Raw genomic sequence first — 22,695 nt, 5'->3', positions numbered from 1 at the left:
GCACCTGCGGGAGCGAACAGTTCCTGACGGGCTCCGACTGCGGCCGGTGCCGGCTTCAGCAGCGACTGGACGAGCTCATCGGCGATGAGTCTGCTCCGCACGCCGAGTTGGAGCCTCTTCGGGGGTACCTCGCGAATGCATCGATGGATCCACGGTCGGTGGTTCGGTGGCTGCGGCGGCCCCACGTGGCCACCACGCTGAAAGGCATGGCGACCGGCGAGTTCCCGGTCGCCCACTCAACAATTGATCTGCTCCCTCCGGGACCCGGGACACGATACTTCCGGCGACTGCTCATCGCGGCCGAGGTGCTTCCATCGATCCACGTTCTCCAGCACGAACTCACCGCTCACGTCGCAGCGGTCGCGGCGACGCTGAGCCCCGCGTCCGCGAACATGGTCCGCCGTTTCTATCGGTGGGATCTCCTCCCCAAACTTCACCGCAAGTATCGCGACCAAGGGCGAGACCTGTCCGCGGGCGCCTTCATCAATCAGCGGGGCCGGATCGCCGTCATTGTGCGGTTTCTGGGCTGGATGGACGGCCACGGTCTGGCCCTCGCAGATCTCGATCAGTCGTCCCTCGATCGCTACACCGCGCGCATCAAGGTGCGTGGACCGGTCGACCATTTCGTGCGGTGGGCGACTCGTTCACGGTTGGCGGCCGACCTGGCTATCTACCCGACCGGCGCCCCGAACCCGACGACCACGATGACCGAAGAGGAACTCTGGCGCGCGACGGACTTGCTCCTCGAGAGCGAGACGATCGAACTCGCGGTCCGCGTCGTCGGGCTGCTCACGCTTGTCTACGCCCAGCCATTGGAACGCACGGTCGGTCTGACCCGCGACCGAGTTGAGGTGACCCCGCACCGCATCACCATTCGATTCGGCACGACTCCCGTGGAGCTCGAGGAATCTGTCGCAGCTCTCGTGCGGCGTCATCTGGCAGCGCCACCCCGCCGCGGGTACGCGGCCGGAGAATCAGACTGGCTTTTCGAAGGGCTGTCACCGGGTACCCATCTCTCAGCAGCCTTCGCCCGCCTCCGCTTAGCTCAACACGGAATCGGGGCACGCGTGTCCCGTGAGACACGGTTGAATCTTCTCGTCATGCGGATGCCGGCCTCCGTCGTCGCAGACGTCATCGGGATCTCCAACCTGACCGCAGACCAGCGGAAGAACAGAGCCGGGGGAACCTGGACGAGCTATCCCGGCCTGCGTCCATAGCGACTTATCCTTGGCCGCATCGAGAACGAGCTCGTGCGCGATAGGGCCCGGGTCAGTTCGCCACTAGGGTGACCGCGGAGAGTTGCTCGGGGCTGCCAGTGACGATCAGCACGAGCTCGGATGGCTCGTCTTGGACGTCCCAGGTCACGAATGAGCAGCAGGCCCTCTCCGTCGCGACCAGTTCCCGGAGCAGCCGCGCGGCTTCGGACGTCCGTGCGTACCGGGCGACAAGCCGAGTCTCTTCGTGCCGGATGTCGATGAGGTGAGCCCGGTCGAACGCTCTCCAGCGCTCGATCTGAGCTCTTCCCCCGCCGGGGGTGAGCGTGCAGGCGGCGGGGACCTGCGGCAGCAGATGCGGGCGCTCGGCGGCGTTGTTGCTGTTGTCCGTCATGACAGGTCCCCCGCGGTGGTGCGTGCGGCTCTCAGCCCGTTGAGGATGACGATGACCTCGGCGATCTCGTGGACCAGGACGACAGCGGCGAGGCCCAGGATGCCGAACAGGGCGAGCGGCAGCAGTGCCGTGATGATCGCGAGCGACAGGATGATGTTCTGGTTGATGATGCGTCGTCCCCGGCGGGCGTGGTCGAACGCGCGCGGGAGGAGCCGCAGATCGTGGCCGGTGAAGGCGACATCGGCGGATTCGATCGCCGCGTCCGAGCTCGTCGCCCCCATCGCGATCCCGAGGTCGGCCGCGGCCAGGGCCGGTGCGTCGTTGATGCCGTCGCCGATCATCGCGACCGACACGTTCCGGGAGAGCTCGCCGATCGCGGCGGCCTTGTCCTCTGGGCGCAGCTCGGCGCGCACATCATCGATACCGGCCTGTGCGGCAAGGGCCCGGGCGGTGCGGATGTTGTCGCCGGTGAGCATGGTCGTGCCGACGCCGTTGGTGGCGAGGGTGCGGACGACCTCGGGGACCTCGGGCCGCAGTTCGTCGCGGATGCCGATCGCGGCGACCGGGGTGCCGTCGCGATGCACGATCACGACTGTCATGCCCTGCGCCTCCAGGGTGGCGACCCTGTCGGTAAGCGTCCCGGCGTCGAGCCAGCGGGGACTGCCGACGGTGATCCGCGCCCCCTCGAGGGTGCCCTCGATGCCGTGGCCGGCCTGCTCGGTCACGTCCTCGGCTGAGGGGGCGCCCGGGGTGACGGCGGTGATGGCGGCAGCCAGTGGATGGGTGCTGTGCTGCTCGAGAGCGGCCGCCCATTCCAGCGCCTGTGACTCGGTCACGCCGTCAACGGTGGCGACTGCGGTGACAGCCGGTTGATTGCGTGTCAGGGTGCCGGTCTTGTCGACGGCGACATGACGAATCGTGCCGAAGCGTTCGAACGCGGCACCGGACTTGATGATCACCCCGAAACGGCTCGCGGCACCGATCGCGGCGACGACGGTCAGCGGCACGGAGATCGCCAGCGCGCACGGCGACGCCGCGACGAGCACGACGAGCGCGCGAGTGATCCACAGTTCCGGGTCGCCGAAGATGGACCCGATGACTGCGACGAGGAGGGCAAAGGCCAGCACGCCGGGGACCAGGGGCCGGGCGATTCGGTCGGCGAGGCGGGCCCGGTCGCCTTTCTCGGTCTGGGCCTGTTCGACGAGCTCCACGATCGTGGTGAGCGAGTTGTCGGTGCCCGCGGCTATCGTCTGGATCTCGAGTGCACCGGCGGTGTTGATGGCGCCTGCGGGCACGGTGTCGCCAGGCCCGACGTCAACCGGGACCGACTCACCGGTGATCGCGGACGTGTCCAGACTGGAGCGGCCGGAGCGGACGATGCCATCGGTCGCGACCCGCTCGCCCGGACGCACCAGCATCAGCTGCCCCACGGTGAGCTCCCGCGCTTCGATCTCCTCCTGCGCCCCGTCAACGAGCACGGTCGCAGTCTCGGGGACCAGCTTCAGCAGCGCGCGCAATCCGCCGCGCGCACGGTCCATCGCCTTGTCCTCTAACGCCTCGGCGATTGAGTACAGGAACGCGAGAGCAGCTGCCTCCTCGACGTAGCCGAGGATGACCGCGCCGATCGCGCTGATCGTCATCAGCAGGCTGATGCCGAGCTTGCCCTTCAGGAGCTTGCGAACAGCACCGGGGGTGAACGTCGATGCGCCGAGCAACAGACCGATCCAGAACAGCACCAGCGCCGGGACCTTCGCCCCCGACCATTCGCAGATCAGCCCAGCACCGAACGCGACCCCGGAGGCGACGGGCAGAAGGATCTCGCGGTCCTTCCACCACGGGCCGTCGTGGTCGTCGTCCTCGTCGTCGACGGCCGCACCGTCAACGACGGGCTTGGTCACTGCGTTCACAAGGCGGCTCCCGCGCCGCAGCAGCCGGGCACCATGCAGGACGAGTCCACGCACGGCGCGTTCTCGTCCACTGCGAGCGTCACGTCGACCAGCGCCGTCATGGCTGCGGCCAGGTGCGGGTCCGCGATCTCGTAGCGAGTCTGCCGGCCGTTCGGTTCAGCGACCACGATCCCGCAGTCTCGCAGGCAGGTCAGATGGTTCGACACGTTCGAGCGGGTCAGTCCCAGCTCACGCGACAGCACGGCCGGGTAGCTCGGCCCGTCTAGCAGCGTCAGCAGGATCCGGGAGCGCGTGGGATCCGCCATCGCCCGACCGAGCCGGTTCATGACGTCGAGACGCGAAGCAATAGTCAGCACACGCTGACTATACAGTCAGCGCTGATCTATTGGATGGTCACTTTCCGTGCGCACACGACGCCGAGGGCCGTACAGAGAGCACGAGGTGGTACGCCGGCCGACGAGTCGGTGGCGAGGGGCCGAACTCACCTCGACATCCTCAGTCGAGGCGGCGTACGAAACGTTCACGCCTGATGTTACGGGTGTAACAATAGGTTGGCTGGTGTGGTTGCTGGAGGCGAGGTGCAGGGATGAGTCAGACCGATCTTGAGACCCAGCTGGAGGAGGAGCTGCCTTGGCACTCGATGCCTGTCGCGGCGGTCCTCGATGCCCTCGGAGTGACGGCGGCGGGGCTTGGCTTGGAGGAGCGGACGGCACGCCTGGCCCGGTTCGGACCGAACGTACCGCAGGGCCGCAAGCGGGAGCCGTGGTGGGAGGAAGTGCTCGAGTCTCTCGTGGAACCGATGCAGTTGCTGTTGATCGGGGTGGCGGTGCTGTCGGGGATCTTCGGCTCACTGGCGGACGCCCTGGCCATCGGTGCTCTGGTGCTCGTCGTGGTCGCGTTGGAGTCGATCTCAGAGATCCGCGCCTCGCATGCCGTGGATGCGCTGCGCGAGATGAGTGCGCCGACGGCGCGAGTCCTGGGCCCAGAGGGGATCCACACCTGCCCCGCGGCGGAGGTGGTGCCAGGGGATGTGATCCTGGTGGAGGCCGGCGATATCGTGCCGGCGGATGCCCGGTTGCTAGATGGAGTTAACGGTGTGCGTCCGGACGAATCCGGGCTCACGGGTGAGTCGCAGGCCGTGGGGAAGTCTTCCGCCCCGGTAGAGCTGGATGCGCCGTTGGCGGATCGGCACAGCATGATCTACGCCGGGTCCTCGGTCGTCGCGGGAGATGCGATGGCGGTGGTGGTGGCGACCGGGCAGGCGAGCGAGCTCGGCCGGATGGGGAAGCTGGTTGCCGAGACGAAGGAGCCGCCGACCCCGTTGCAGAAGGGCCTCGCACAGCTGGCCCGGATGGTCCTGGTCTTCGCGATCGCGGCGAGCATCCTGGTGCCGGTGATCGGTGTGCTGGCGGGACAGCCGTGGAGGGACATGCTGCTGACCGGGCTGACCGTCGCGTTCGCGACGGTCCCGGAGGAATTGCCGATCCTGATCGCAGTGCTGCTCGCAGTCGGCGGGAGCCAGCTCGCCCGCCGGGGCGCGCTGCTGCGGAAGCTACGTGCCGGTGAGACGCTCGGCCTGGTCACCACGGTGGTGACCGACAAGACCGGGACGCTGACCGAGAACCGGCTGCAATTCGAGGGCGTCGTCGGCGACCGGGACGAGGTCCTGCGGGTGGCCCTGCACACCCAGCCTGTCGAGGCTTCGGATCGGGAGCCGATGGAGGTGCAACTGCGGGACCGTGCCGCCGCGTCCGGCATCGCTCATGACGGGCGGGAGGCGTTCGCGTTCCCGTTCGACTCGTCCCGCAAGCTCGTCTCCCGCGGTTGGGTCACCACGCAGGGCCGCGGATGGGTGGCCGTCTCGGGGGCACCGGAGGCTGTCATCGCCGCCTCGATCATGTCGGAGCAGGACCGGGCCTCGGCGTTGGCGGAGACGGCGAAGCTGGCGGACGACGGGCTTCGGGTGATCGCGTTCGCACGCCGCCCGCTCGAGGACGTCTCCGAGTACGCTCCCGAGGTGGTCGAGTCGGGTCTGGAGTACGTGGGGCTCGCCTCGTTCCGAGACACGCTCAGGGACGGCGTCCCGGAATCGGTGGCGGCGCTGACCGCGGCCGGGGTCGACACGCTCGTTGTCACCGGGGACCACCCGAGCACCGCCCGCGCAATCGCGAAACAGGCTGGGCTTCGCGGCCGGGTCGTGACCGGGGCCGAGTTCGACGCAATCCCCGACGACCTCGCGCGCCACGCACTGCAGCCGGGGACGGTGATCGCCCGCGCGACACCGGCGACGAAGCACCGGATTGTCAGGCTGCTGCAGGAGAACCATCAGATTGTCGCCGTCACCGGGGACGGTCCCAACGACGCGCCCGCCCTCGCCGCCGCAGATGTCGGGATCGCGATGGGGCGTCGCGGTTCGGATCTTGCCCGGGAGACGGCCGATGTCGTCCTCACCGATGACGCGTATCCGACGGTCGTCGCGGCGATCGCGAAGGGACGCAACATCTCTGCTCAGCTGCGCCGCGCGGTCGCGTTCTATCTCGGCGCGAAACTGGCCCTCGTGCTGATCCTGGTCACGGCCCTTGCCCTCGGGCTGCCGTCACCGTTCGGGCCGGCGCAGATCGTGCTGCTGGAGATCTTCATGGACATCGGTGCATCGCTGGCGTTCGTGTCCGAGCCGTCCGCCCCGCAGGCCATGCTTCGCCCACCGCGGAGCCCGCGGGCACGGTTCATGGACCGCCCCATGGTGTCCTCCCTCCTCTCCGTCGCCGTCACCCTGTGCATCGCCGTGCTCCCCACCTACCTGATCCTCGACGAGTACGGGGTCGATGTCGCCCGGGCCGGCGCCGTCGTCGCCTGGCTCACCGGCCACGCCCTGATCGCCTGGACGCTGCGCAGCCGCCCGTTCCTACCCTGGAAACAGAACCCCGCGTTCCCAATCTGGGCCGCGACCGCAATCCTCGTCGGGCTGCTCCTCGCGCTCACCCCGGTCGGCCAGATCGTGCACCTGGCCCCGCTGCCCGAGTGGGCACTGATGGTGGTCCTGACCTGCACGGTCCTCGCCTGTGCGAGTGCGGTCGGACTTCGGGTGCTCCTGCGGGGGGATCGACTGTGACCTCGCCGACCCCCGAGCCATCGAAGCTCCACGGGTACGATGGCGGGATGGGTGAATCGGAGAGCGGCGAGTGGCTGCTAGTTGTACTTCCCCGTGAGGTTGTGAACACGGGCTGAAGGGATTTGGCCGTCGATGCCGGTGTGGGGCCTGTGGTGGTTGTAGTGATGCAGCCAGGTCTCGTAGGCGGCGGTCCGTTCGGCTTCGTCGGCGTAGGGCTTCGCGTAGGCCCATTCGGCCGAGAGGGTGCGGTTGAATCGCTCCACCTTCCCGTTGGTCTGCGGCCGGTAGGGCTTGGTCCATTTGTGTTTCACGGTGTCGCCGAGCGCGTCGGCGAATGCGTGTGATCGGTAGCACGCGCCGTTGTCCGTCATCACGGCGGTGACGGTTACGCCGATGCTGGCGAAGAACGCGTTCGCGCGAGTCCAGAACCCAGCCGCGGTCTCCTTGCGTTCGTCGTCGAGGATCTCCGAGTACGCCACCCGTGAGTGATCGTCCACGGCATGGTGCAGGTAGCGGTAGCCGCGGGAGCTCGTCGCGCCGGCGCGCGCCGCTCGTCCTCGTGCGACGCCTGCAGCTCGGTCTTGTACGGACCCTCTCCCGTGAACACGCCAGCCGCCACCGTCCGGGATCCGGCCTTGCTTCTTGATGTCCACGTGCACCAGCTGACCCGGCGAAGCGACCTCATACCGTTTCGGCTTGGGCTTGCGCACCGGAAGCCCGGTGGCCTGATCGATGTTGGTCAGCTTCGGCATCCCGTACCTGGTCAGTACCCGTCCCACCGTCGAGCGATGCAACTGCAGGTGATACGCGATCCGATGCGGCCCCCACCGACGCGTGAACCGCAGCGCGACGATGCGCCGCTCGGTCGTGCGCGGCAGCTGGTTCGGGGACGTCAGCGGCTTCGAGCTGCGGTCCGTCAGCGGCAGCCCGGCCCGACACCGATCCACCCACCGTTTCGCTGTCGCTGGCGAGCACTGAAACCGCTCCGCAGCACGGCGAAGCGACCATCCATCACGAGTTATCAACAGGGCAAGACGCCGGCGCCCCTCAGGAGTCAACGGAGCATTAGCGTGAGTCATGGAGACCTCCGGTTTAGAGATGCGAGTGTGGTAACCCACATCCTTGCCGGAGGTCTTCTCTATGTCACGTGTTCACAACCTCTCGGGGAAGTACAGCTAGTGACGGTCTCCACCGCAGGGGCACCGGCCTCGCTCCGGGTGATCGTGTGGCGCAAGCTCAAGGAGCTCGGCGCCCTCTACCTGCAGCAGTCCGTCGCATTGCTCCCGCGCCGTGCAACCACCCAGAATGCGGTCGCCCAGCTGGTGGCGCGCATCGACCAGGACGGCGGCACCGCCCGGGTGCTCATCATCAGCCTCGCCGACGAGGCCCAGGAACAGGACGTGATCGCCGAACTGCAGGAGGCGCGAACCGGCGAGTACGCGGAGATCTTGGAACGATTCCCGTCATTCTTCGCCGAACTCGAACAGGAGACCGCCCGCGGGCGCACCACCTTCGAAGAAGTCGAGGAATCCGAGGTCGATCTCGCCCGGTTCCGCACCTGGCTGCGCAAGACCGCCGCCCGCGACTATTTCCAAGCTCCCCTCGGGCAGAAGGCACGCGAAGAACTCCGCCGTGCCGAAGAGGCGATGACGCGCTTCGCGGAACTGGCCATGAACGCCCACAACACCACCCTCGCCGGCGGCGCGGACGAATCCGGTGAAACCGGCGAAGAGAGCGCGCAGCCCCCTCGGCTGAGGCGGCTTCCAGACTGACCCGGCCGGTCCGGGATCACTCGTCGCGGAACGCCTTAGGCACCAGGATCTTCAAGGCCTCCTCGGCGACCGAGAACGCCGAGATGCCTCTTCACCTCCACGCCTCACGGGTCGAGAGCTCGGTGGACAGTTACGGTTCGCTCCGGTTGTCGCGTCACCGTGGACGCGATTAGTCCACCGATGAATACTTCCCTCCGCCGACGGATCGGCGACGAGGATCAGCACCAGAACGATCAGCGAACCGATCTCGAACCAGACGGGGAGGTCCATGCAGGCCTTTCGAGGGGATGACGAAACGTCGAAAGTCTCTCCCCCGTCAGCGGTGCTGCGGCGCGCGCCCGGGAACCCGACGTCGGGCCCGTGGTGACGGGCGCGCGAGAACGGGATACTCCCTCTCGCTGCGACCAGGATACCGGCTTCGAGGATGCCGAGTTCTCTGAGACGATTCGCCGCTCGCGGACACTCATCCAGTGAGAGACGATGAGGACACCATGACCGACCACTCCGGCCTGCGCACCGACGCGGAGCTGGTCGCGGCCGCGGCCGCGGGCAGCGACCTCGCCTTCCGTACGCTCTATCGCTCCTACGTGCGCGCCGTCTACGCCGTGGCGCACGCGCTGGTGGGCACGGCGACCGATGCCGAGGACGTCACGCAGGAGACGTTCCTCGTGGCGTGGCGCAAGATCGGTGGGCTGCAGCTGGAGAGCGAATCCCTCCTGCCGTGGCTCGTCACCATCTGCCGCTTCCAGGCCGCGAACCGCGTCCGGCGTCAGAAGCGCGACCGCGAGCACCTGGCGACAGGAGTCGACGAGACCCTTCCGGCGACGATCGATGTCGAGCGTGCGGTCATCGACGCCGACCTCGCCGATCGGATCGCGGCTCAGCTGTCGACGCTCGGCGAACTGGATCAGGAGATCTTCCGCCTGTGCGCGGCCGAGGGCTACGGCTACCGCGAAGCCGCCGACCGACTCGGCGTCAGTCATGGTGCGGTCCGAAACCGCCTCTCCCGCATCCGCAGCTCGCTGCGCACCACCATCACCTCGGAGGGGTCATGACCACGGAAGACAACGCACTGCCCGAGCTCGCCGACGACCGTGTCGAAGTCATTGAGCAGCGACTCTTCGCCCAGATCGCGGAGGAACGCAGCGCCCAGTGGCAGAAGGCGGAGAGGGAGCGTGCGCGCGCTGTGCGCCGCGGACGTCTCTGGATGGGCGGTGCCGCCGCAGCGGCGCTCGTCGCGGTGTCCGCGATCATCGCTCCGTCCGTGCTGCACGGAGTCTCCGGCTCGTCGGGAGCGTCGTCCCTGACGTCCGTCTCGCTGGAGGGTGGCAGCGCGATCGCCACCGCCCCGGACACCCGCGCCGAGGGCATGAGCGGCGCAGACTCCTCAGGCGGCGCGGCAGCCTCCGCTGGTACTGCTGCGGTGAACACCGCGGACCGGCAGATCGCCGTGAGCGCGTCCGCCACCGTGGACGTGCAGAACGCGGCATCCGCGGCGCAGGCGATCGCGACGGCGGCAGCTGATGCGGGCGGATACGTCGAATCTCAGAGCACGGGGACCTCGCCCGGGCAACCGGCCGCTCCGCTGCCCGACATGGGCAAGATGATGCCCGCTCCGGCGAGCGCCTGGATCACGGTTCGGGTCCCCGCCGATGCGCTGTCGCAGGTCGTGAACGGACTGTCCACGCTCGGCACCGTCACCGCATCGCAGACCGACCGGCGGGACGTGACGACCGAGACCCTCGATCTTCGGGCTCGTGTCAGCGCACTGGAGACCTCCGTCGCACGCCTGACCGACCTCATGAAGCAGTCGAGCTCCACGGCCGACCTCATCGCCGCCGAGTCCGCGCTCTCCGAACGCCAATCGGAGCTCGACTCCCTGCGTCAGCAGTTGACCTGGACCGAGTCGCAGGTCGCCATGTCGACGCTCACGGTCTCTCTGCTGGAGCCGTCCCCCGCCGTGACCGCCGACCCGGCCGGCTTCGGCGATGGCGTCGCCGCCGGGTGGAACGGCCTCGTCGCCACGCTCAACGCCCTGGTCGTCGCGGTCGGGTTCCTGCTCCCGTGGCTCGGCGTGGGGCTCGTCGTCACGGCCGTCGTGGTGCTCGTCGTGCGAGCGCGTCGACGCCGTCACAGCCGACGGAACGCTTCCGCGGAGGGGTGATCGGTTCCACGACGACGGCGGTGACGACAGAAGCCCGGTCCGTCTGGACCGGGCTTCTGTCGTGGTGACCCCAGCGGGATTCGAACCCGCGTTACCGCCGTGAGAGGGCGGCGTACTAGGCCGCTATACGATGGGGCCGTACTTTTTCGCTGCGTAAGCAACCGTTCGATTATGCCATGACGATCGACGCCTCGCCAAATCGAGACCAGGACGCACCGCGGGCTTGCCCGCGTCGCTCGAGAGGCGTTGACTGACGGCATGCGCGTCACCAAACACGAACACGCCTGCCTGCGCCTCGAGCGCGACGGCAGTCAGTTGATCATCGACCCGGGAAGCTTCACGCTCCCGCTGCAGGATCTCGCCGGCACCGTGGGCGTGGTTCTCACCCATCAGCACCAGGACCACTGGACCCCGGAGCACCTGGGCGCAATCCGCGAGCATTCCCCCGACGTGCCGATCTACGGCCCCCAAGGCGTCGCCGATGCGGCGGCGGACTTCGACATCACCGTCGTCGCGCCCGGCGACAGCGTGAGCGTCGGTCCGTTCTCGCTGCGCTTCTTCGGCGGGCGGCATGCCGTCATCCATGAGTCGATTCCGGTCATCGACAATGTCGGCGTCCTGGTCGACGACGAGTTCTACTATCCCGGCGATTCGTTCTCGGCGCCCGACGGCGTCGACGTACGGCTGCTGGCGGCGCCCGTGGGCGCTCCCTGGCTGAAGATCGGAGAGGCGATCGACTTCGTCCTCGCCGTCCGTCCGGAGCACGCCTTCGCGACGCACGACATGACGCTCTCGCCCATCGGGCTGGACATGCATCGCGGAAGGCTGCAGTGGGCGACGGAGCAGGGCGGCGGACGGTTCAGCCCACTCGATCCGGGCGATGCCATCGATCTCTGACCCACCGTGAACGCCGAATGCCGCGCCCCCTGGTCACTCCAGCGGGCGCGGCATCCGTTCGTATGAGCCGATCAGGCCTCGGCGTCGTGGTCGGTCTCCAGGAACGCGACGAGCGCGTCGAGCGCGGCATCCGCACCCTCGCCCTCGGCCTTGAGCGTGACGACGGTGCCCTGCGTGGCGCCGAGTCCCATCAGCGTGAGGATGCTGCCGGCGTTGAGGTCAGGACCGCCCTCGACCGCGATCGTCACGGGGACGCCGGTCTGCTGAACGGCCTGCACGAAGAGCTTCGCGGGGCGCGCGTGCAGACCCGAGCTGCTGGCGACGGTGGCCTGGCGTTCTGCCATGGGATCCTCCTTGGATCGGTCGTTTTCTTCTGTCTTCGAGCCTAGGCGCTGACGGCTTCGGGAGAAACCGCGTTGGCGCCGGACATACCCTCGTTGGCGGCCGATCCGCGGCGCGCGAAGCGCTTGAGAGCGACGACCGAGAAGGCCGCGACGACCGTACCCGCGGCGATGGCGACGAGCCACAGCCAGAAGTTGTCGATCGCGAAGAAGACGAACACGCCGCCGTGCGGCGCCTTGCTCGTGACGGCGAACGCCATCGAGAGGGCACCGGTGACCGCGCCGCCGAGCATCATGGAGGGGATGACCCGGAAGATGTCGGCCGCGGCGAACGGGATCGCGCCCTCGGAGATGAACGCCGCGCCCAGCAGCCAGGCCGCCTTGCCGTTCTCGCGCTCCGGCTCGGTGAAGAGCTTGCGGTCGATGACGGTCGAGGCGAGGGCCATTGCGAGCGGAGGGACCATGCCGGCAGCCATGACGGCGGCCATGATCTGCAGGTAGCGCTCGTCACCGGCGATGCCGGCGGCGAGGTTGCCCGTCGCGAACGCGTAGGCGACCTTGTTGACGGGGCCGCCGAGGTCGAAGCACATCATGAGGCCGAGGATGATGCCGAGGATGATCACGCCGGCGCCGGACAGGCCCGACAGCCAGTCGTTCAGAGCCTTGGTCAGCCACGCGATCGGGCCACCGAGAACCAGGAGCATGAGCCCCGAGGCGAAGATCGAGCCGAGCAGCGGGATGATCACGACGGGCATGAGACCGCGCAGCCAGCGCGGCACGTCCAGGCCGTTGAGCCAGCGTGCCGCCACACCGGCGAGCAGACCGCCGACGATGCCGCCGAGGAAGCCCGCGCCCATGAAGCCGGCGACCGCGCCCGCGACGAAACCGGGGGCGATACCCGGTCGGTCGGCCATGCCGTACGCGATGTAACCGGCGAGGGCAGGAACCAGGAAGCCGAACGAGAGCGCGCCGATCTTGAACAGCACGGCGCCGAGGTACACGATGAGCGAGGTGTCACCGAGGTTCCAGAGGGTGGAGGCGCCGAGGATCTTGTCGGCGTCGAACGCGATCGTGTAGCCGCCGAGCAGGAAGCCGAGCGCGATCAGCAGACCACCGCCCGCGACGAACGGGATCATGTAGCTGACGCCGGTGAGCAGCGCCCGCTTGATGCTCGCGCCGTACGACTCCCCCGCACCCGACGTCGCGGTGGATGCCGCTGCCGCCGAACCGCTCACGCGCGCGGCGTTCGGGTTCTTCGCGGCGGCGATCGCCTCGGCGACCAGCTGAGCCGGCGCTTCGATGCCGCGCTTGACGCTCGCGCGCACGACGGGCTTGCCCGCGAAGCGCTGCGGCTCGCGCACGTCGACGTCGACGGCGAAGATGACGGCATCCGCCGCCTCGATGATCTTCGGGTCGAGCGCCTTGTATCCGCTCGAGCCCTGCGGCTCGACGATGAGGTCGACGCCGTCCTTGCCGCCCTGCGCGGTGAGCGCGTCGGCGGCCATGAAGGTGTGCGCGATGCCGGTGGCGCAGGCGGTGACCGCGACGATGCGCGCGGGGCGCCCGTCGATGAGGTGGGCGCTGTCCGCGGCTGCGGCTGCGGCGGGCGCCGCGGCCGGTGCCGCGGCGCCGGAGACGGCGGCCGTCACGAGGGCGACGACGTCCTCGGCCGTCGCGGCCGAACGAAGACCCGCGGTGAAGTCCTCGCGCATGAAGCTGCGGGCCAGCTGCGACAGCACGGCCAGGTGCTCCTCGGCGGCGGTGTCGGGGGCCGCGATGAGGAAGACGAGGTCGGCGGGGCCGTCGTCGGCGCCGAAGTCGATGCCGGGCTTCAGCCGCGCGAACGCCAGCGTCGCCTCGCGCACCGCTGCGCTCTTGGCGTGCGGGATCGCGATGCCGCCCGGCAGGCCGGTCTCGTCGGTCTGCTCGCGCTTCCAGGCGTCGGCGGCGAGGGCTGCGGCATCCGTCGCCCGTCCCGTCGCCGCCACGCGCGCGGCGAGGGCGTCGATGACGGCCCGCTTGTCGGTGCCGAGCGACTCGTCAAGGCTGACGAGCGCCGGCGTGATGATCTCTGACACGGTGACCTCCAGTGGTCGTTTGGGTACAGGGTGGGTTTTCAGAGGGCGAGAGGCCTCACCGGCACGTCGCCGGGGAGGAGGTCGGTGGGGGTGGGGGCCTGTGTTCCCGGCAGGGCGGCCGCCGCCGACCCGTAGCGGATGCCGCTGCGCACCCGCTCATCGGGAGCGGCGCCGGCGACGTCGGCGAGCAGGAACCCGGCCAGCGAGCTGTCCCCCGCGCCCACGGTGCTGCGCACACGCGTGGGCGGAGGGGTACCGAACCAGGCGCCGTCGGGGGCGACGAGCACGGCGCCGTCGCCGCCGAGCGTGACGAAGGCGGCCCCGACGCGAGTCGGTACGAGCTGGCGCGCGACGGCCAGCACCGCCTCGGGCAGCGGCAGCTCCGCGTCCAGAGCGACGCCGGCCAGCTCCACCAGCTCCTCATCGTTGGGCTTGATGAGGTCGGGGCGTCCGCGCTCGACGACCTCGCGCAATGCGGGGCCGGACGTGTCGACCGCGATGCGGGGAGCGGATGCTCCGGCGGCGCGAACGGCGGTGATCACGTCGACGTAGAAGTCCTCCGAAAGGCCCGGCGGAAGCGAGCCCGCCAGCACGAGCCAGTCGGCATCTGCCGACGCGCGCACGGTCGCATCGATGAGCGTCGCCGCGTCCTGCGCGGTGCGCGTGACGCCCGGAAGGTTGATCTTGGTCGTCACGCCGTCGCTGTCGGTGAGCGTCAGGTTCGCGCGGGCGGTTCCCGGCAGCGGCACCGCGAGAACCGGCACGTGCGCGGAACGCAGCACGGCGGCGAACGGGTCGTCGGCATCCAGCGGGAGAACGGCGCGCGTCGCGACGCCGGAGCCGGCGAGCACGCGGGTCACGTTGATGCCCTTGCCCCCGGCATCCTCGCGGACCGAGAGCGCAGACTGCACTTCGCCCACGCGCAGCGCGTCGGACAGCGTCACGGTGCGATCGAGAGACGGATTGGCGGTCAGGGTGACGATCATGCGATCCACACCTCCACATCGGCGTCGCCGAGGGCGGCGACGAGGTCGGCAGGGGGCTCGGCGTCGGTGACGAGGATGTCGAGGTCGGCCAGACGGCCGAAGGAGACGAGCAGTTCGCCGTCGAACTTCTCCGCGTCGGCGAGGACCACGATCCGGCGGGCCGAAGCGATGACGGCACGCTTGACGGCCGCCTCGTCGGGGTCGGGAGTGCTCAGCCCGAATGCGGCCGACAGCCCGTTCGTGCCGATGAAGGCGAGGTCGGGACGAAGGCGCGAGATCGCATCGACGGTCTGCGCCCCCACCGCGGCGGCCGTCAGACCGCGAACGCGGCCGCCGATCGCCGTGAGGTTCAGCGCCGGCGCTCCGGCGAGCAGGTGCGCGACCGTCATCGAGTGCGTGACGACCTCGAGCGGGTGCGCCGTCGTGGCGCGCTGAGCCAAGAGTCCCGCCAGCGCGGCCGTGGTGGTGCCCGCGTCGATGTATACCGAGCCGTCACCGTGGCTGCCGATGGCGTCCAGCGCGCGCGCCGCGATGGCGAGCTTCGCATCGGTGCGACGCTGAGTGCGCTCGACGAAGGAGGTCTCCGCGGTACTGACGCGGGTGCGGGCGACGGCTCCCCCGTGCACGCGACGCACGAGGCCCGCCGACTCGAGTTGATCGAGGTCGCGGCGAACCGTCTCGGTCGTCACGCCGAAGCGGCGGGCGAGATCGATGACGACGACCCGACCCTCAGTGGTGATCAGCTGCTCGATGAGCTGCTGTCGCTCCGTTGCGTACACGGTTCCTCCTTGAATAGCCACACGTTACAACACAAACACAGCCGCATCAACACACCAGCCCGGGAAAAACCACATCACGCGCAGAAGGGCCCCGATCCGAAGACCGGGGCCCTTCTGCCGCGCGGCGCGCGGAGGGATGCCGAGGCTCAGGCCTCGCTCATCACCGTGACTTCCTGCTGACCGCGTGCGGCCAGAGCGGCGGCGCGAGCGGCGATGCGACGCTCCTGTTCGATCTGACCGGCATCCAGCGTCTCCTGGTCGACGGGGTAGCTGTCCACCTTGTTCACACCGTTGTACTTGGCGATGTAGGCGTCCAGCTCCGGGCCGGACTCCCACGAGGTGATGAGGCAGTAACGCGGCTCGGTTCCGTAGTGGGCGGCGGCGTGCCACAGCCGCTGCGTGTCGACGATCAGCTGCGCGCCGGCCGGCAGCGCGATACGCGTCTCCTCGCTCGGATCGGTGCGGTTCTCACGCAGCACGAAGTAGCTCGTGGTGTCGTCCGTGAGGTTGAAGAACCCGCGCACCACCCAACCCGTGCCATCCGGGTTCAGACGGTTGTTGTCGTCCTGGTGCAGGTTGTAGAGGCAGTCCGCGTACGTGTTGGGCTGCAGCTCGATGATCCGGCAACGTCCGACGTTCGCACCCGGCTCCATCGCGCGCGCTGTCAGCGTCGGTGCGATGGCGGTCTGCGAGTCGATCCAGACGCCGTCCTTGTCGGTGCGCGGCGGCTTGTGGTTCCAGAAGCCGTTGCACTCGATCTCACCCTTGGCCGAGGCCAGCGGTGCGAAACGGGTGTCGCCCGAAGACTTCCAGTCGACGTATTCGACGTCGAGCCATTCCTTCGGATCGATCTCGTTGTTGTAGCGGTCGAGGACGACGTAACCGGTCTCCTCGAGAGCCGCGCTCTTGATGTAACCCATGACGGATTCAACCTTTCTGCCGGACAAGCGAAGTTTTTACAGGCCCGGCCGAGGCAAGCCTACAGAGCGCCCATGTGAACGCGATTAGACTCGACGGCGGTCATCGAGAGCGAGCGCGGAGGCGATACGGACAGTATGAACAGCGGTACGCATCTCGCCCCCTCGGTCGCGGCGTCACACGTCTCGGCCACCGCTGTCGCGACCATCCGCTGGCTCTCGGCATCCGACACGACCATCGTCGTCCCGGTGTATCAGCGCCAGTACCGATGGGACATCGGCGGGTGCGAGCAACTGCTCGCCGACGTGCGCGCCGTCGCCGATGCCGGCGCCGGACAGACACACTTCATCGGTTCGATCCTGTCGACGGCGTCGGCCTCCTCCGACGACGATGCGCACCTGGTGCTCATCGACGGACAGCAGCGCATCACCACTCTGATGCTGCTGGTCGCCGCCCTGCATCACACGCTGCGCGACGACGACCCCGCACTCGCGGCCGAACTCGAGCGCGTCCTGGTGCGCAGCGACGATCCGACGCGCACCAAGCTGCGTCCGCACCGGGCGTGGGCCGATGTCTTCGAGAGCGTCGTGCTCGGTCGCCGAGAGGCGGGCGAGCAGATGCGCGAATCACGGTTCGACGACAACTATGCGTTCTTCCGCAGTCAGATCCGCCCCGACGAGGCCGCCCACATCTGGCGGGGCCTGGAGCGCCTCGAACACGTGTCGATCACCCTGGGCGCAGACGCGAACGCCCAGCAGACCTTCGAGAGCCTCAACTCCACCGGCGAGCCGCTGCGTGATCATGAGCTGATCCACAACTACGTCCTCATGGGACTCTCGCACGCCGAGCAGGGCGAGATCGAAGACGAGTATTGGATGCCGATCGAGCACGACACCGGCGAGCAGATCGGCGACTTCTGGCGCCACTACCTGGTCATGCTCACCGGGCGCGAGGTCACGGTCGCCGGTGAGCGGGGCGTCTACGACACCTTCCGTTCCCAGTTCCCACGCCTCGACCTCGCGACGCTGCGGGAGCGCGCCGCGCAGTGGCGACGCTACGCGGGCATCTACCGGATCCTCCTCGATCCGGCGCGCGCCGACGACCCCGTGATCGCACGACAGCTGGCCTACCTCAACACCTTCGGACGCGGCATGTACCCGCTCGCGCTGCGGCTGCTTCACGAGCACATCGAGGGCGACCTCAGCGCTGCCGAGCTGCGTGTCTCGCTCGAGCACGTGCAGTCGCTGCTGCTGCGACGCACCGTCGTGGGCGTGACGACCGACCGCCTGGTCGCACGCCTGTGCCGTGCCGCTGCGGTGTCGAGCGACGCCCTGGTGCGGGCGATCGCCCGCATCACACCATCGGACGAACGGACCCGGGTGGGGCTCAAGTACACGGCACTTCCGCACCCCGCCTACGTGTTGAAGCGTCTGGCGGGCGACATCGATCTTCCCGGCATCGACCTGGAGCACGTCGCACCCGCTGCGCCCTCCGATGACTGGTCGCCCGACGGCATCCGCCGATGGGCCGAGCTCACCGACGACGAACAGAACAGCTTCCGTGCGCTGGCACCCACACTCGGCAACCTGACGCTGCTGGAAGACCAGCTCTTCGAGCGGGCGTTCGACGCGTCGTTCCCCCCGAAGCGCGCGGTCTACGACGAGAGCGCCGTCGAGATCACCCGGGCGATCGCCCGCACCGAGTCGTGGAGCACGGCAGCCATCGCCGCGCGCACGCAGGCACTGACCGAGCTGTTCCTCCAGGTGTGGCGCCGCCCCGCCGTCGTCAGCATCGACGACGACAATCTGACGCCGATCCTGGATGCCGTGAAGCGGCGCGGCTGGCCGCGCGGATGGCAGCGCGAGTTCGACTACGTCGAGTTCCGCGGCGAGCACTGGGAGGTGCCGGACATCCGCTACCTCTTCAACCGCATCTTCAAGCGTCTCTGGGCCGACTCCCGCCAGAGCGTCATCGATTTCAGCGCGCGGCGCGGCGGACCGGTCTATCCCGCGAAGGCGTGGAACGGCCAGTGGGACGAGCTGGGCGACGGCCGCTACCTCTACATGGGCTGGGACTCGAAGTACATGCTCACTGCGGTTCAGGGCGTGCTCGACGAGGCGGGGTGGGCCTCGGAGGTGTTCGTCAAGTACTCCTACATCGGTAACGCGATGAAGTGATCGGCGCCGTCATGCCTCGTCGATCGGCCACGCCTCGCCGCTCCCGTACCGAGCGCGGCTCAGCGCGGCGCTGGCGCGACGTGCGGCGGCAGGTCGACGCCCTCGACGTCGCGACCTTCGCCGCGGTGGCGCGCACGCACAGCCCGTTGCTGGACGCGACGATGCCGGCGCTGACGCGTGCCGCCGACCGTTCGGTGCTGTGGATGGCGATCGCGGGTCTGCTCGCGCTCACCGCCCGCCCACGCGGCCGGCGTGCTGCGGCGCGCGGGCTGGCGGCCATCGGGGTCACGAGTCTCCTCGCGAACCAGGTTTCCAAGCGGCTGCACCGCCGCCCTCGACCGTCCATCACGCAAGTGCCGACGCAGCGGCTGGCCCGGCGGATTCCCGACTCGACGTCGTTCCCGAGCGGTCACTCGGCCAGCGCCATGGCCTTCGCCGCCGCCGCATCCGCCGAGATGCCCACGCTGACCGTTCCGCTGCGCGCCCTCGCCGGGCTCGTCGGGTTCTCTCGCGTCGCCACCGGCGCCCACTACCCGTCCGATGTGGCGGCAGGCTTCGCCCTGGGCGAAGCGATCGCCTGGCTGACGACCCGCGTCGTCCCGGTCGAACGCGTGGACCCGCTGCAGGATGCTCTCGCCGTGCATGCCGGCACGCCCCGGCCCGACGGCGCGGGAATCGCACTGGTGATCAATCCGCGCTCCGGCTCCGGGTGCGCGGCGCGCATCCTTCCGACCGTGCGGCGGGCCCTCCCCCGCCTGCGGGTCGTCGAGCTGGACGCGGACGACGACTACGCGGCCGTCATCCGCGCGACGGCAGCCGACTGCGAGGTGCTTGCCGTCGCCGGCGGGGACGGCACCGTCCAACAGGCCGCGGCCGCCGCCCGCGAGCACGGCATCCCGCTGGCCGTGCTGCCGGCGGGAACGTTCAACCACTTCGCCAAGGACCTCGGCATGTACCCGCTGTCGACGGCGATCGCGGCGATCCGCGCCGGGACGGTGGCCAAGGTCGACCTCGGTGAGGTCAACGACAAAATCTTCGTGAACACGGCCAGCGTCGGCGCGTACACGGACTTCGTGACGATCCGGGAACGCTACGAACACCGCATCGGCAAGCCGCTGGCCGCGGTCGTCGCCGCGGTGAAGACCCTGGGCACCGCCCGCGCGGTCCGCGTCCGGGTGCGCGATCTCGACGGCGAGACGGTCGACGCCCGCTTCAGCCTCCTCTTCCTCGGCAACGGGCGGTATGAACCACGGGGATTCGCTCCGGTGCACCGCGCGACCCTCGACGACGCGCGACTGGATCTGCGTGTACTGGGCGTCTCACGCCTGGGGTCCCGCGCGCGCGTCTTCGTCGACCTGTTCACCGGGCGGATCTCCCGCAACCGTCGGTATCAGGAGTTCTCGGATGCCGAGTTCGACCTCGAACTGCTCGACGGTCCGTATCGCATCGCCCGTGACGGCGAAGTGGGCGAAGAGGTCGATCATCTCCGCGCGCGCGTGCTTGCGCGCGCCCTCACCGTGATCGCGCCCGCCGCGTCCGCGCGCTGACTCAGGTTGCGGGAGGGCGCAGAGCGCCGGCGGCCGCCGCATCCAGGTAGCGGACGACCGCGAGCACGCGGCGGTGGTCGTCAGCATCCACGGGAAGGCCCAGTGCGTCATAGATGTTCGAGGTGTGCTGGACGATCGCCTTCTCGGTCAGCACCAGGGCTGCCGCGATCCCGGCGTTGCTGCGTCCCTGTGCCATGAGAGCGAGCACCTCCAACTGCCGCGGGGTGAGCCCACCCACCGCACCGCCGAAGCGACCGGCCCGGGCGAGCATCAACTCGACGACCTCCGGGTCGAGCGCGGATCCGCCCGCCGCGACCCGGCGAAGGTCGGCGGTGAACGTGCGCACATCGGCGATGCGCTGCTTCAGCAGATAGCCGACTCCCCCAGCCTGGGCCCCCAGCAGCTCCGTGGCGTACCGGCGCTGCACGTGCTGCGAAAGAACGACCACACCGACCTGCGGGTGAGCGTGACGGACCCGCACGGCCGCCGCGAGGCCCTCGTCGGTGTGGCTCGGCGGCATCCGGATGTCGGTGATGGCCAGATCCGGCACGCGCGCGTCGACGGCCTGTTCCCAGTCCGCCGCGGTGCCGACCGCACCGATGACGCTGAATCCCTCCTTCTCGAGAACGTGCGTCAGCCCTTCGCGCAGCAGCACCTCGTCCTCGGCGATGATCACACGCACGGCAGCTCGACTCCCACTCGGGTGCCGCCGCCGCGCGGCGACACGATCTCGACGGCGCCTTCGAGGGCAGCGACCCGGTCGTGCAGACCACGCAGGCCCGCACCGACTCCGATGCGTGCATCACCGACGCCGTCGTCCTCCACGATGACCGTCAGGCGGTCCTCGCGGAGGGCGACGCTCACCCGCAAGGCCGTAGCGCCCGCGTGCTTGACGGCGTTGGTGAGCAGCTCCGCGATCACGAAGTACGCCGTGTGCGCCGCCGCCGACGACACACGGGACTCCTCGACGTCGGCACTCAACAGAGCCGGCACCTCCGCGCGATCGACGAGTTCCTCGACCGCGGCCACCAGCCCCCTCTCGCGCAGCGGCGCCGGCATGACGTTGTGCACGAGTCGGCGCAGCTCCGTCGCCGCCTCGTCGATGCCGGCCCGCAAGTGCTCCGCGGCCGCGGGGGTGTCCTCGGCGACGACGTCGGCCATCGACTGAGCCTCCAGCGCCAGCAGCACCAGCTGCACCTGGAGTCCGTCATGAAGATCGCGCGCGATGCGTGCCCGTTCGGCGTACGCAGCCTCCATCAACCGACGCCGAGACTGGATGAGCTCCTCGTTCGAGAGGGTGAGCTCCGCGGTGAGACGCTCACGGTCGATCGCGATCGCAAGGATCTCCCCCGCTCGCCTCACCGTCAGAGGATCGTCCGTGACGCGGGTGTCGTAGTCGATGGCCCCGACCAGGCGACCGTCGACGCGCACCGGCACGTGCGCCCTCCCGCCGGCCGGCGCCGCGGGCAGGAACGCGACACCGTCGGCATCCACGAAGCTTCCACTCTGCGCCGACCAGTACACGACCTGGAGACTGTCATCGCCCAGGCTGGCTCGCAGCGCCCGCTCGACGGCCGGCTTGTCGGGGCCCCCGACCGCGAGCCACGCGCTCAGCGACTCCAGCGCCGTGGTGCGAGCGAACGAGCCGGCCACGACGCCGAGGAGGAAGGCCACCGGCAGCCCGGCCATGAGAGCGAGCTGGACGACTCCGACCATGGATGCCGCCGTGCCGGTCAGCAATCGGGGCGCCGCGACGATGCCGAGCACGGCGACGATGCCGTATGCCGACAGTGGCAGCAGGATGCGACGATGGCGACGGTCGCTGATAACGAGGCGGATCGTGAGAATCGCCGCCGTCGCCGTCATCACCAGGGCGCCGAGGACGGGCTGCACCACGCTGATCAGCGCCCCGGCGCGCGGTGCGACCACGCGCAGCGCGTCCAGTCCCGTCGCCGCTGCGTAGCCGGCTATGACGACGCCCACGGACAGGCGACCCCGCAGTCGGCCGGATGGAAAGGCGTGCAACAGGTGAACCGTCACGGCGAACACGGAGGTCGCGAACAACGCGGACACCACGTCGGACAGCGGTAGCTGAAGGTTGCCGAGCCCGCCGAGGCACAGGGCGACGGCTCCGAGCAGGATCAGGGGTCCGGTGCCGTTGGCGGGGCGGCGCCACCACGCGAGCACACCGGCGACCACCCAGATCCACAAGACGACGGTGAACGCGACGAGGGCATTCGCCATGTCGGGGTGCGCCGCGCTTGCGGCCAGCTGCACCACCCCGACGATCACCGCGAACGCCACGATGACCCACAGTGCGAGCTCGAGCGGCAGGACCTGTCGCCGATGTCCTCGCCCGGCGCGTCGAGGCTCCGCTCCACGCGTACGCGGTGTCACCATGCGTCGACC

At 69.2% G+C, this 22,695-nt stretch carries 19 protein-coding genes and 1 tRNA gene; 8 read left to right on the top strand and 12 right to left on the bottom strand.

What is annotated here, in order from left to right; all coding sequences use genetic code 11:
• The first annotated feature begins 185 nt into the window (after positions 1 to 185).
• The gene (locus ABS64_RS04815) at positions 186 to 1,217 is read left to right on the top strand and encodes a hypothetical protein (protein ID WP_292681402.1); all 1,032 of its coding nucleotides are present in this window, start codon (positions 186 to 188) and stop codon (positions 1,215 to 1,217) included.
• Between the two features lie 52 nt (positions 1,218 to 1,269).
• Here the strand turns inward: ABS64_RS04815 and ABS64_RS04810 are convergent, their stop codons facing one another.
• The 3 genes from ABS64_RS04810 to ABS64_RS04800 are packed head-to-tail and all read right to left on the bottom strand — an operon-like array spanning position 1,270 to position 3,871.
• Complete coding sequence (locus ABS64_RS04810) at positions 1,270 to 1,608, bottom strand: hypothetical protein (protein ID WP_292681399.1); 339 nt, start codon at positions 1,606 to 1,608, stop codon at positions 1,270 to 1,272.
• Positions 1,605 to 3,515 carry a cation-translocating P-type ATPase gene (locus tag ABS64_RS04805; protein WP_292681396.1) on the bottom strand — a complete coding sequence of 637 codons (1,911 nt, stop codon included), beginning with the start codon at positions 3,513 to 3,515 and terminating at the stop codon, positions 1,605 to 1,607. The genes ABS64_RS04810 and ABS64_RS04805 overlap by 4 nt, the downstream gene beginning before the upstream one ends.
• Positions 3,512 to 3,871, bottom strand: coding sequence for a metalloregulator ArsR/SmtB family transcription factor (locus ABS64_RS04800; RefSeq protein WP_292681394.1), 360 nt, complete (start codon positions 3,869 to 3,871; stop codon positions 3,512 to 3,514). The genes ABS64_RS04805 and ABS64_RS04800 overlap by 4 nt, the downstream gene beginning before the upstream one ends.
• Before the next feature lie 230 nt (positions 3,872 to 4,101).
• Here ABS64_RS04800 and ABS64_RS04795 point away from each other — a divergent pair, with 230 nt between their 5' ends.
• A complete protein-coding gene (locus ABS64_RS04795) occupies positions 4,102 to 6,627 on the top strand; it encodes a cation-transporting P-type ATPase (protein WP_292681391.1) in 2,526 nt (841 codons plus the stop codon).
• Positions 6,628 to 6,704: 77 nt separating this feature from the next.
• On the opposite strand, the gene ABS64_RS04790 is transcribed toward ABS64_RS04795, so the two are convergent.
• A complete protein-coding gene (locus tag ABS64_RS04790; protein WP_292681504.1) occupies positions 6,705 to 7,706 on the bottom strand; it encodes an IS481 family transposase in 1,002 nt (333 codons plus the stop codon).
• A gap of 99 nt (positions 7,707 to 7,805) precedes the next feature.
• Here ABS64_RS04790 and ABS64_RS04785 point away from each other — a divergent pair, with 99 nt between their 5' ends.
• From ABS64_RS04785 to ABS64_RS04775, 3 genes are all read left to right on the top strand, one after another.
• Positions 7,806 to 8,399, top strand: a complete 594-nt coding sequence (locus ABS64_RS04785; RefSeq protein WP_292681388.1) for a Chromate resistance protein ChrB — start codon at positions 7,806 to 7,808, stop codon at positions 8,397 to 8,399.
• Positions 8,400 to 8,890: 491 nt separating this feature from the next.
• Positions 8,891 to 9,454 carry a sigma-70 family RNA polymerase sigma factor gene (locus ABS64_RS04780; protein ID WP_036285277.1) on the top strand — a complete coding sequence of 188 codons (564 nt, stop codon included), beginning with the start codon at positions 8,891 to 8,893 and terminating at the stop codon, positions 9,452 to 9,454.
• On the top strand, positions 9,451 to 10,563 hold the full coding sequence (locus ABS64_RS04775) for a DUF4349 domain-containing protein (protein ID WP_036285275.1): 1,113 nt from the start codon (positions 9,451 to 9,453) through the stop codon (positions 10,561 to 10,563). The genes ABS64_RS04780 and ABS64_RS04775 overlap by 4 nt, the downstream gene beginning before the upstream one ends.
• Positions 10,564 to 10,625: 62 nt before the next feature.
• Here ABS64_RS04775 and ABS64_RS04770 read toward each other — a convergent pair.
• A tRNA-Glu gene (locus ABS64_RS04770) sits at positions 10,626 to 10,701 on the bottom strand.
• 120 nt (positions 10,702 to 10,821) lie between these two features.
• On the opposite strand from ABS64_RS04770, the gene ABS64_RS04765 reads away from it, so the two are divergent.
• Positions 10,822 to 11,460, top strand: a complete 639-nt coding sequence (locus ABS64_RS04765) for an MBL fold metallo-hydrolase (RefSeq protein WP_292681382.1) — start codon at positions 10,822 to 10,824, stop codon at positions 11,458 to 11,460.
• Between the two features lie 71 nt (positions 11,461 to 11,531).
• Here the strand turns inward: ABS64_RS04765 and ABS64_RS04760 are convergent, their stop codons facing one another.
• The 5 genes from ABS64_RS04760 to ABS64_RS04740 all read right to left on the bottom strand — a co-directional run bounded on the left by ABS64_RS04760 (position 11,532) and on the right by ABS64_RS04740 (position 16,564).
• Positions 11,532 to 11,804 (bottom strand): HPr family phosphocarrier protein, encoded by a 273-nt coding sequence (locus ABS64_RS04760; protein ID WP_005050170.1) that lies wholly within the window; start codon positions 11,802 to 11,804, stop codon positions 11,532 to 11,534.
• A gap of 41 nt (positions 11,805 to 11,845) precedes the next feature.
• Positions 11,846 to 13,879, bottom strand: coding sequence for a fructose-specific PTS transporter subunit EIIC (locus ABS64_RS04755; RefSeq protein WP_292681378.1), 2,034 nt, complete (start codon positions 13,877 to 13,879; stop codon positions 11,846 to 11,848).
• A 38-nt stretch (positions 13,880 to 13,917) separates the two neighbouring features.
• Entirely contained in the window at positions 13,918 to 14,865 is a 948-nt protein-coding gene (locus tag ABS64_RS04750; protein ID WP_292681375.1) for a 1-phosphofructokinase, read from the bottom strand.
• The gene (locus tag ABS64_RS04745) at positions 14,862 to 15,644 is read right to left on the bottom strand and encodes a DeoR/GlpR family DNA-binding transcription regulator (RefSeq protein WP_292681373.1); all 783 of its coding nucleotides are present in this window, start codon (positions 15,642 to 15,644) and stop codon (positions 14,862 to 14,864) included. Before ABS64_RS04745 ends, ABS64_RS04750 begins: the two co-directional genes overlap by 4 nt.
• A gap of 146 nt (positions 15,645 to 15,790) precedes the next feature.
• The gene (locus ABS64_RS04740) at positions 15,791 to 16,564 is read right to left on the bottom strand and encodes a hypothetical protein (protein ID WP_005050163.1); all 774 of its coding nucleotides are present in this window, start codon (positions 16,562 to 16,564) and stop codon (positions 15,791 to 15,793) included.
• A 135-nt stretch (positions 16,565 to 16,699) separates the two neighbouring features.
• Here ABS64_RS04740 and ABS64_RS04735 point away from each other — a divergent pair, with 135 nt between their 5' ends.
• Positions 16,700 to 18,739, top strand: coding sequence for a DUF262 domain-containing protein (locus ABS64_RS04735; protein ID WP_292681368.1), 2,040 nt, complete (start codon positions 16,700 to 16,702; stop codon positions 18,737 to 18,739).
• An 11-nt stretch (positions 18,740 to 18,750) separates the two neighbouring features.
• Positions 18,751 to 20,286 (top strand): bifunctional phosphatase PAP2/diacylglycerol kinase family protein, encoded by a 1,536-nt coding sequence (locus ABS64_RS04730; protein WP_292681365.1) that lies wholly within the window; start codon positions 18,751 to 18,753, stop codon positions 20,284 to 20,286.
• 1 nt (position 20,287) lies between these two features.
• Here ABS64_RS04730 and ABS64_RS04725 read toward each other — a convergent pair whose 3' ends face one another.
• Together ABS64_RS04725 and ABS64_RS04720 are read right to left on the bottom strand one after the other, a co-directional pair.
• The gene (locus ABS64_RS04725) at positions 20,288 to 20,968 is read right to left on the bottom strand and encodes a response regulator transcription factor (protein ID WP_005050158.1); all 681 of its coding nucleotides are present in this window, start codon (positions 20,966 to 20,968) and stop codon (positions 20,288 to 20,290) included.
• On the bottom strand, positions 20,959 to 22,686 hold the full coding sequence (locus ABS64_RS04720) for a histidine kinase (RefSeq protein ID WP_292681362.1): 1,728 nt from the start codon (positions 22,684 to 22,686) through the stop codon (positions 20,959 to 20,961). The genes ABS64_RS04725 and ABS64_RS04720 overlap by 10 nt, the downstream gene beginning before the upstream one ends.
• Positions 22,687 to 22,695: the final 9 nt, after the last annotated feature.

It is taken from the genome of Microbacterium sp. SCN 69-37, assembly GCF_001724435.1.
GTDB lineage: Bacteria > Actinomycetota > Actinomycetes > Actinomycetales > Microbacteriaceae > Microbacterium > Microbacterium laevaniformans.
Note: the sequence above shows the minus strand (reverse complement) of the source record. Positions and strands in the feature narration are given on the sequence as shown.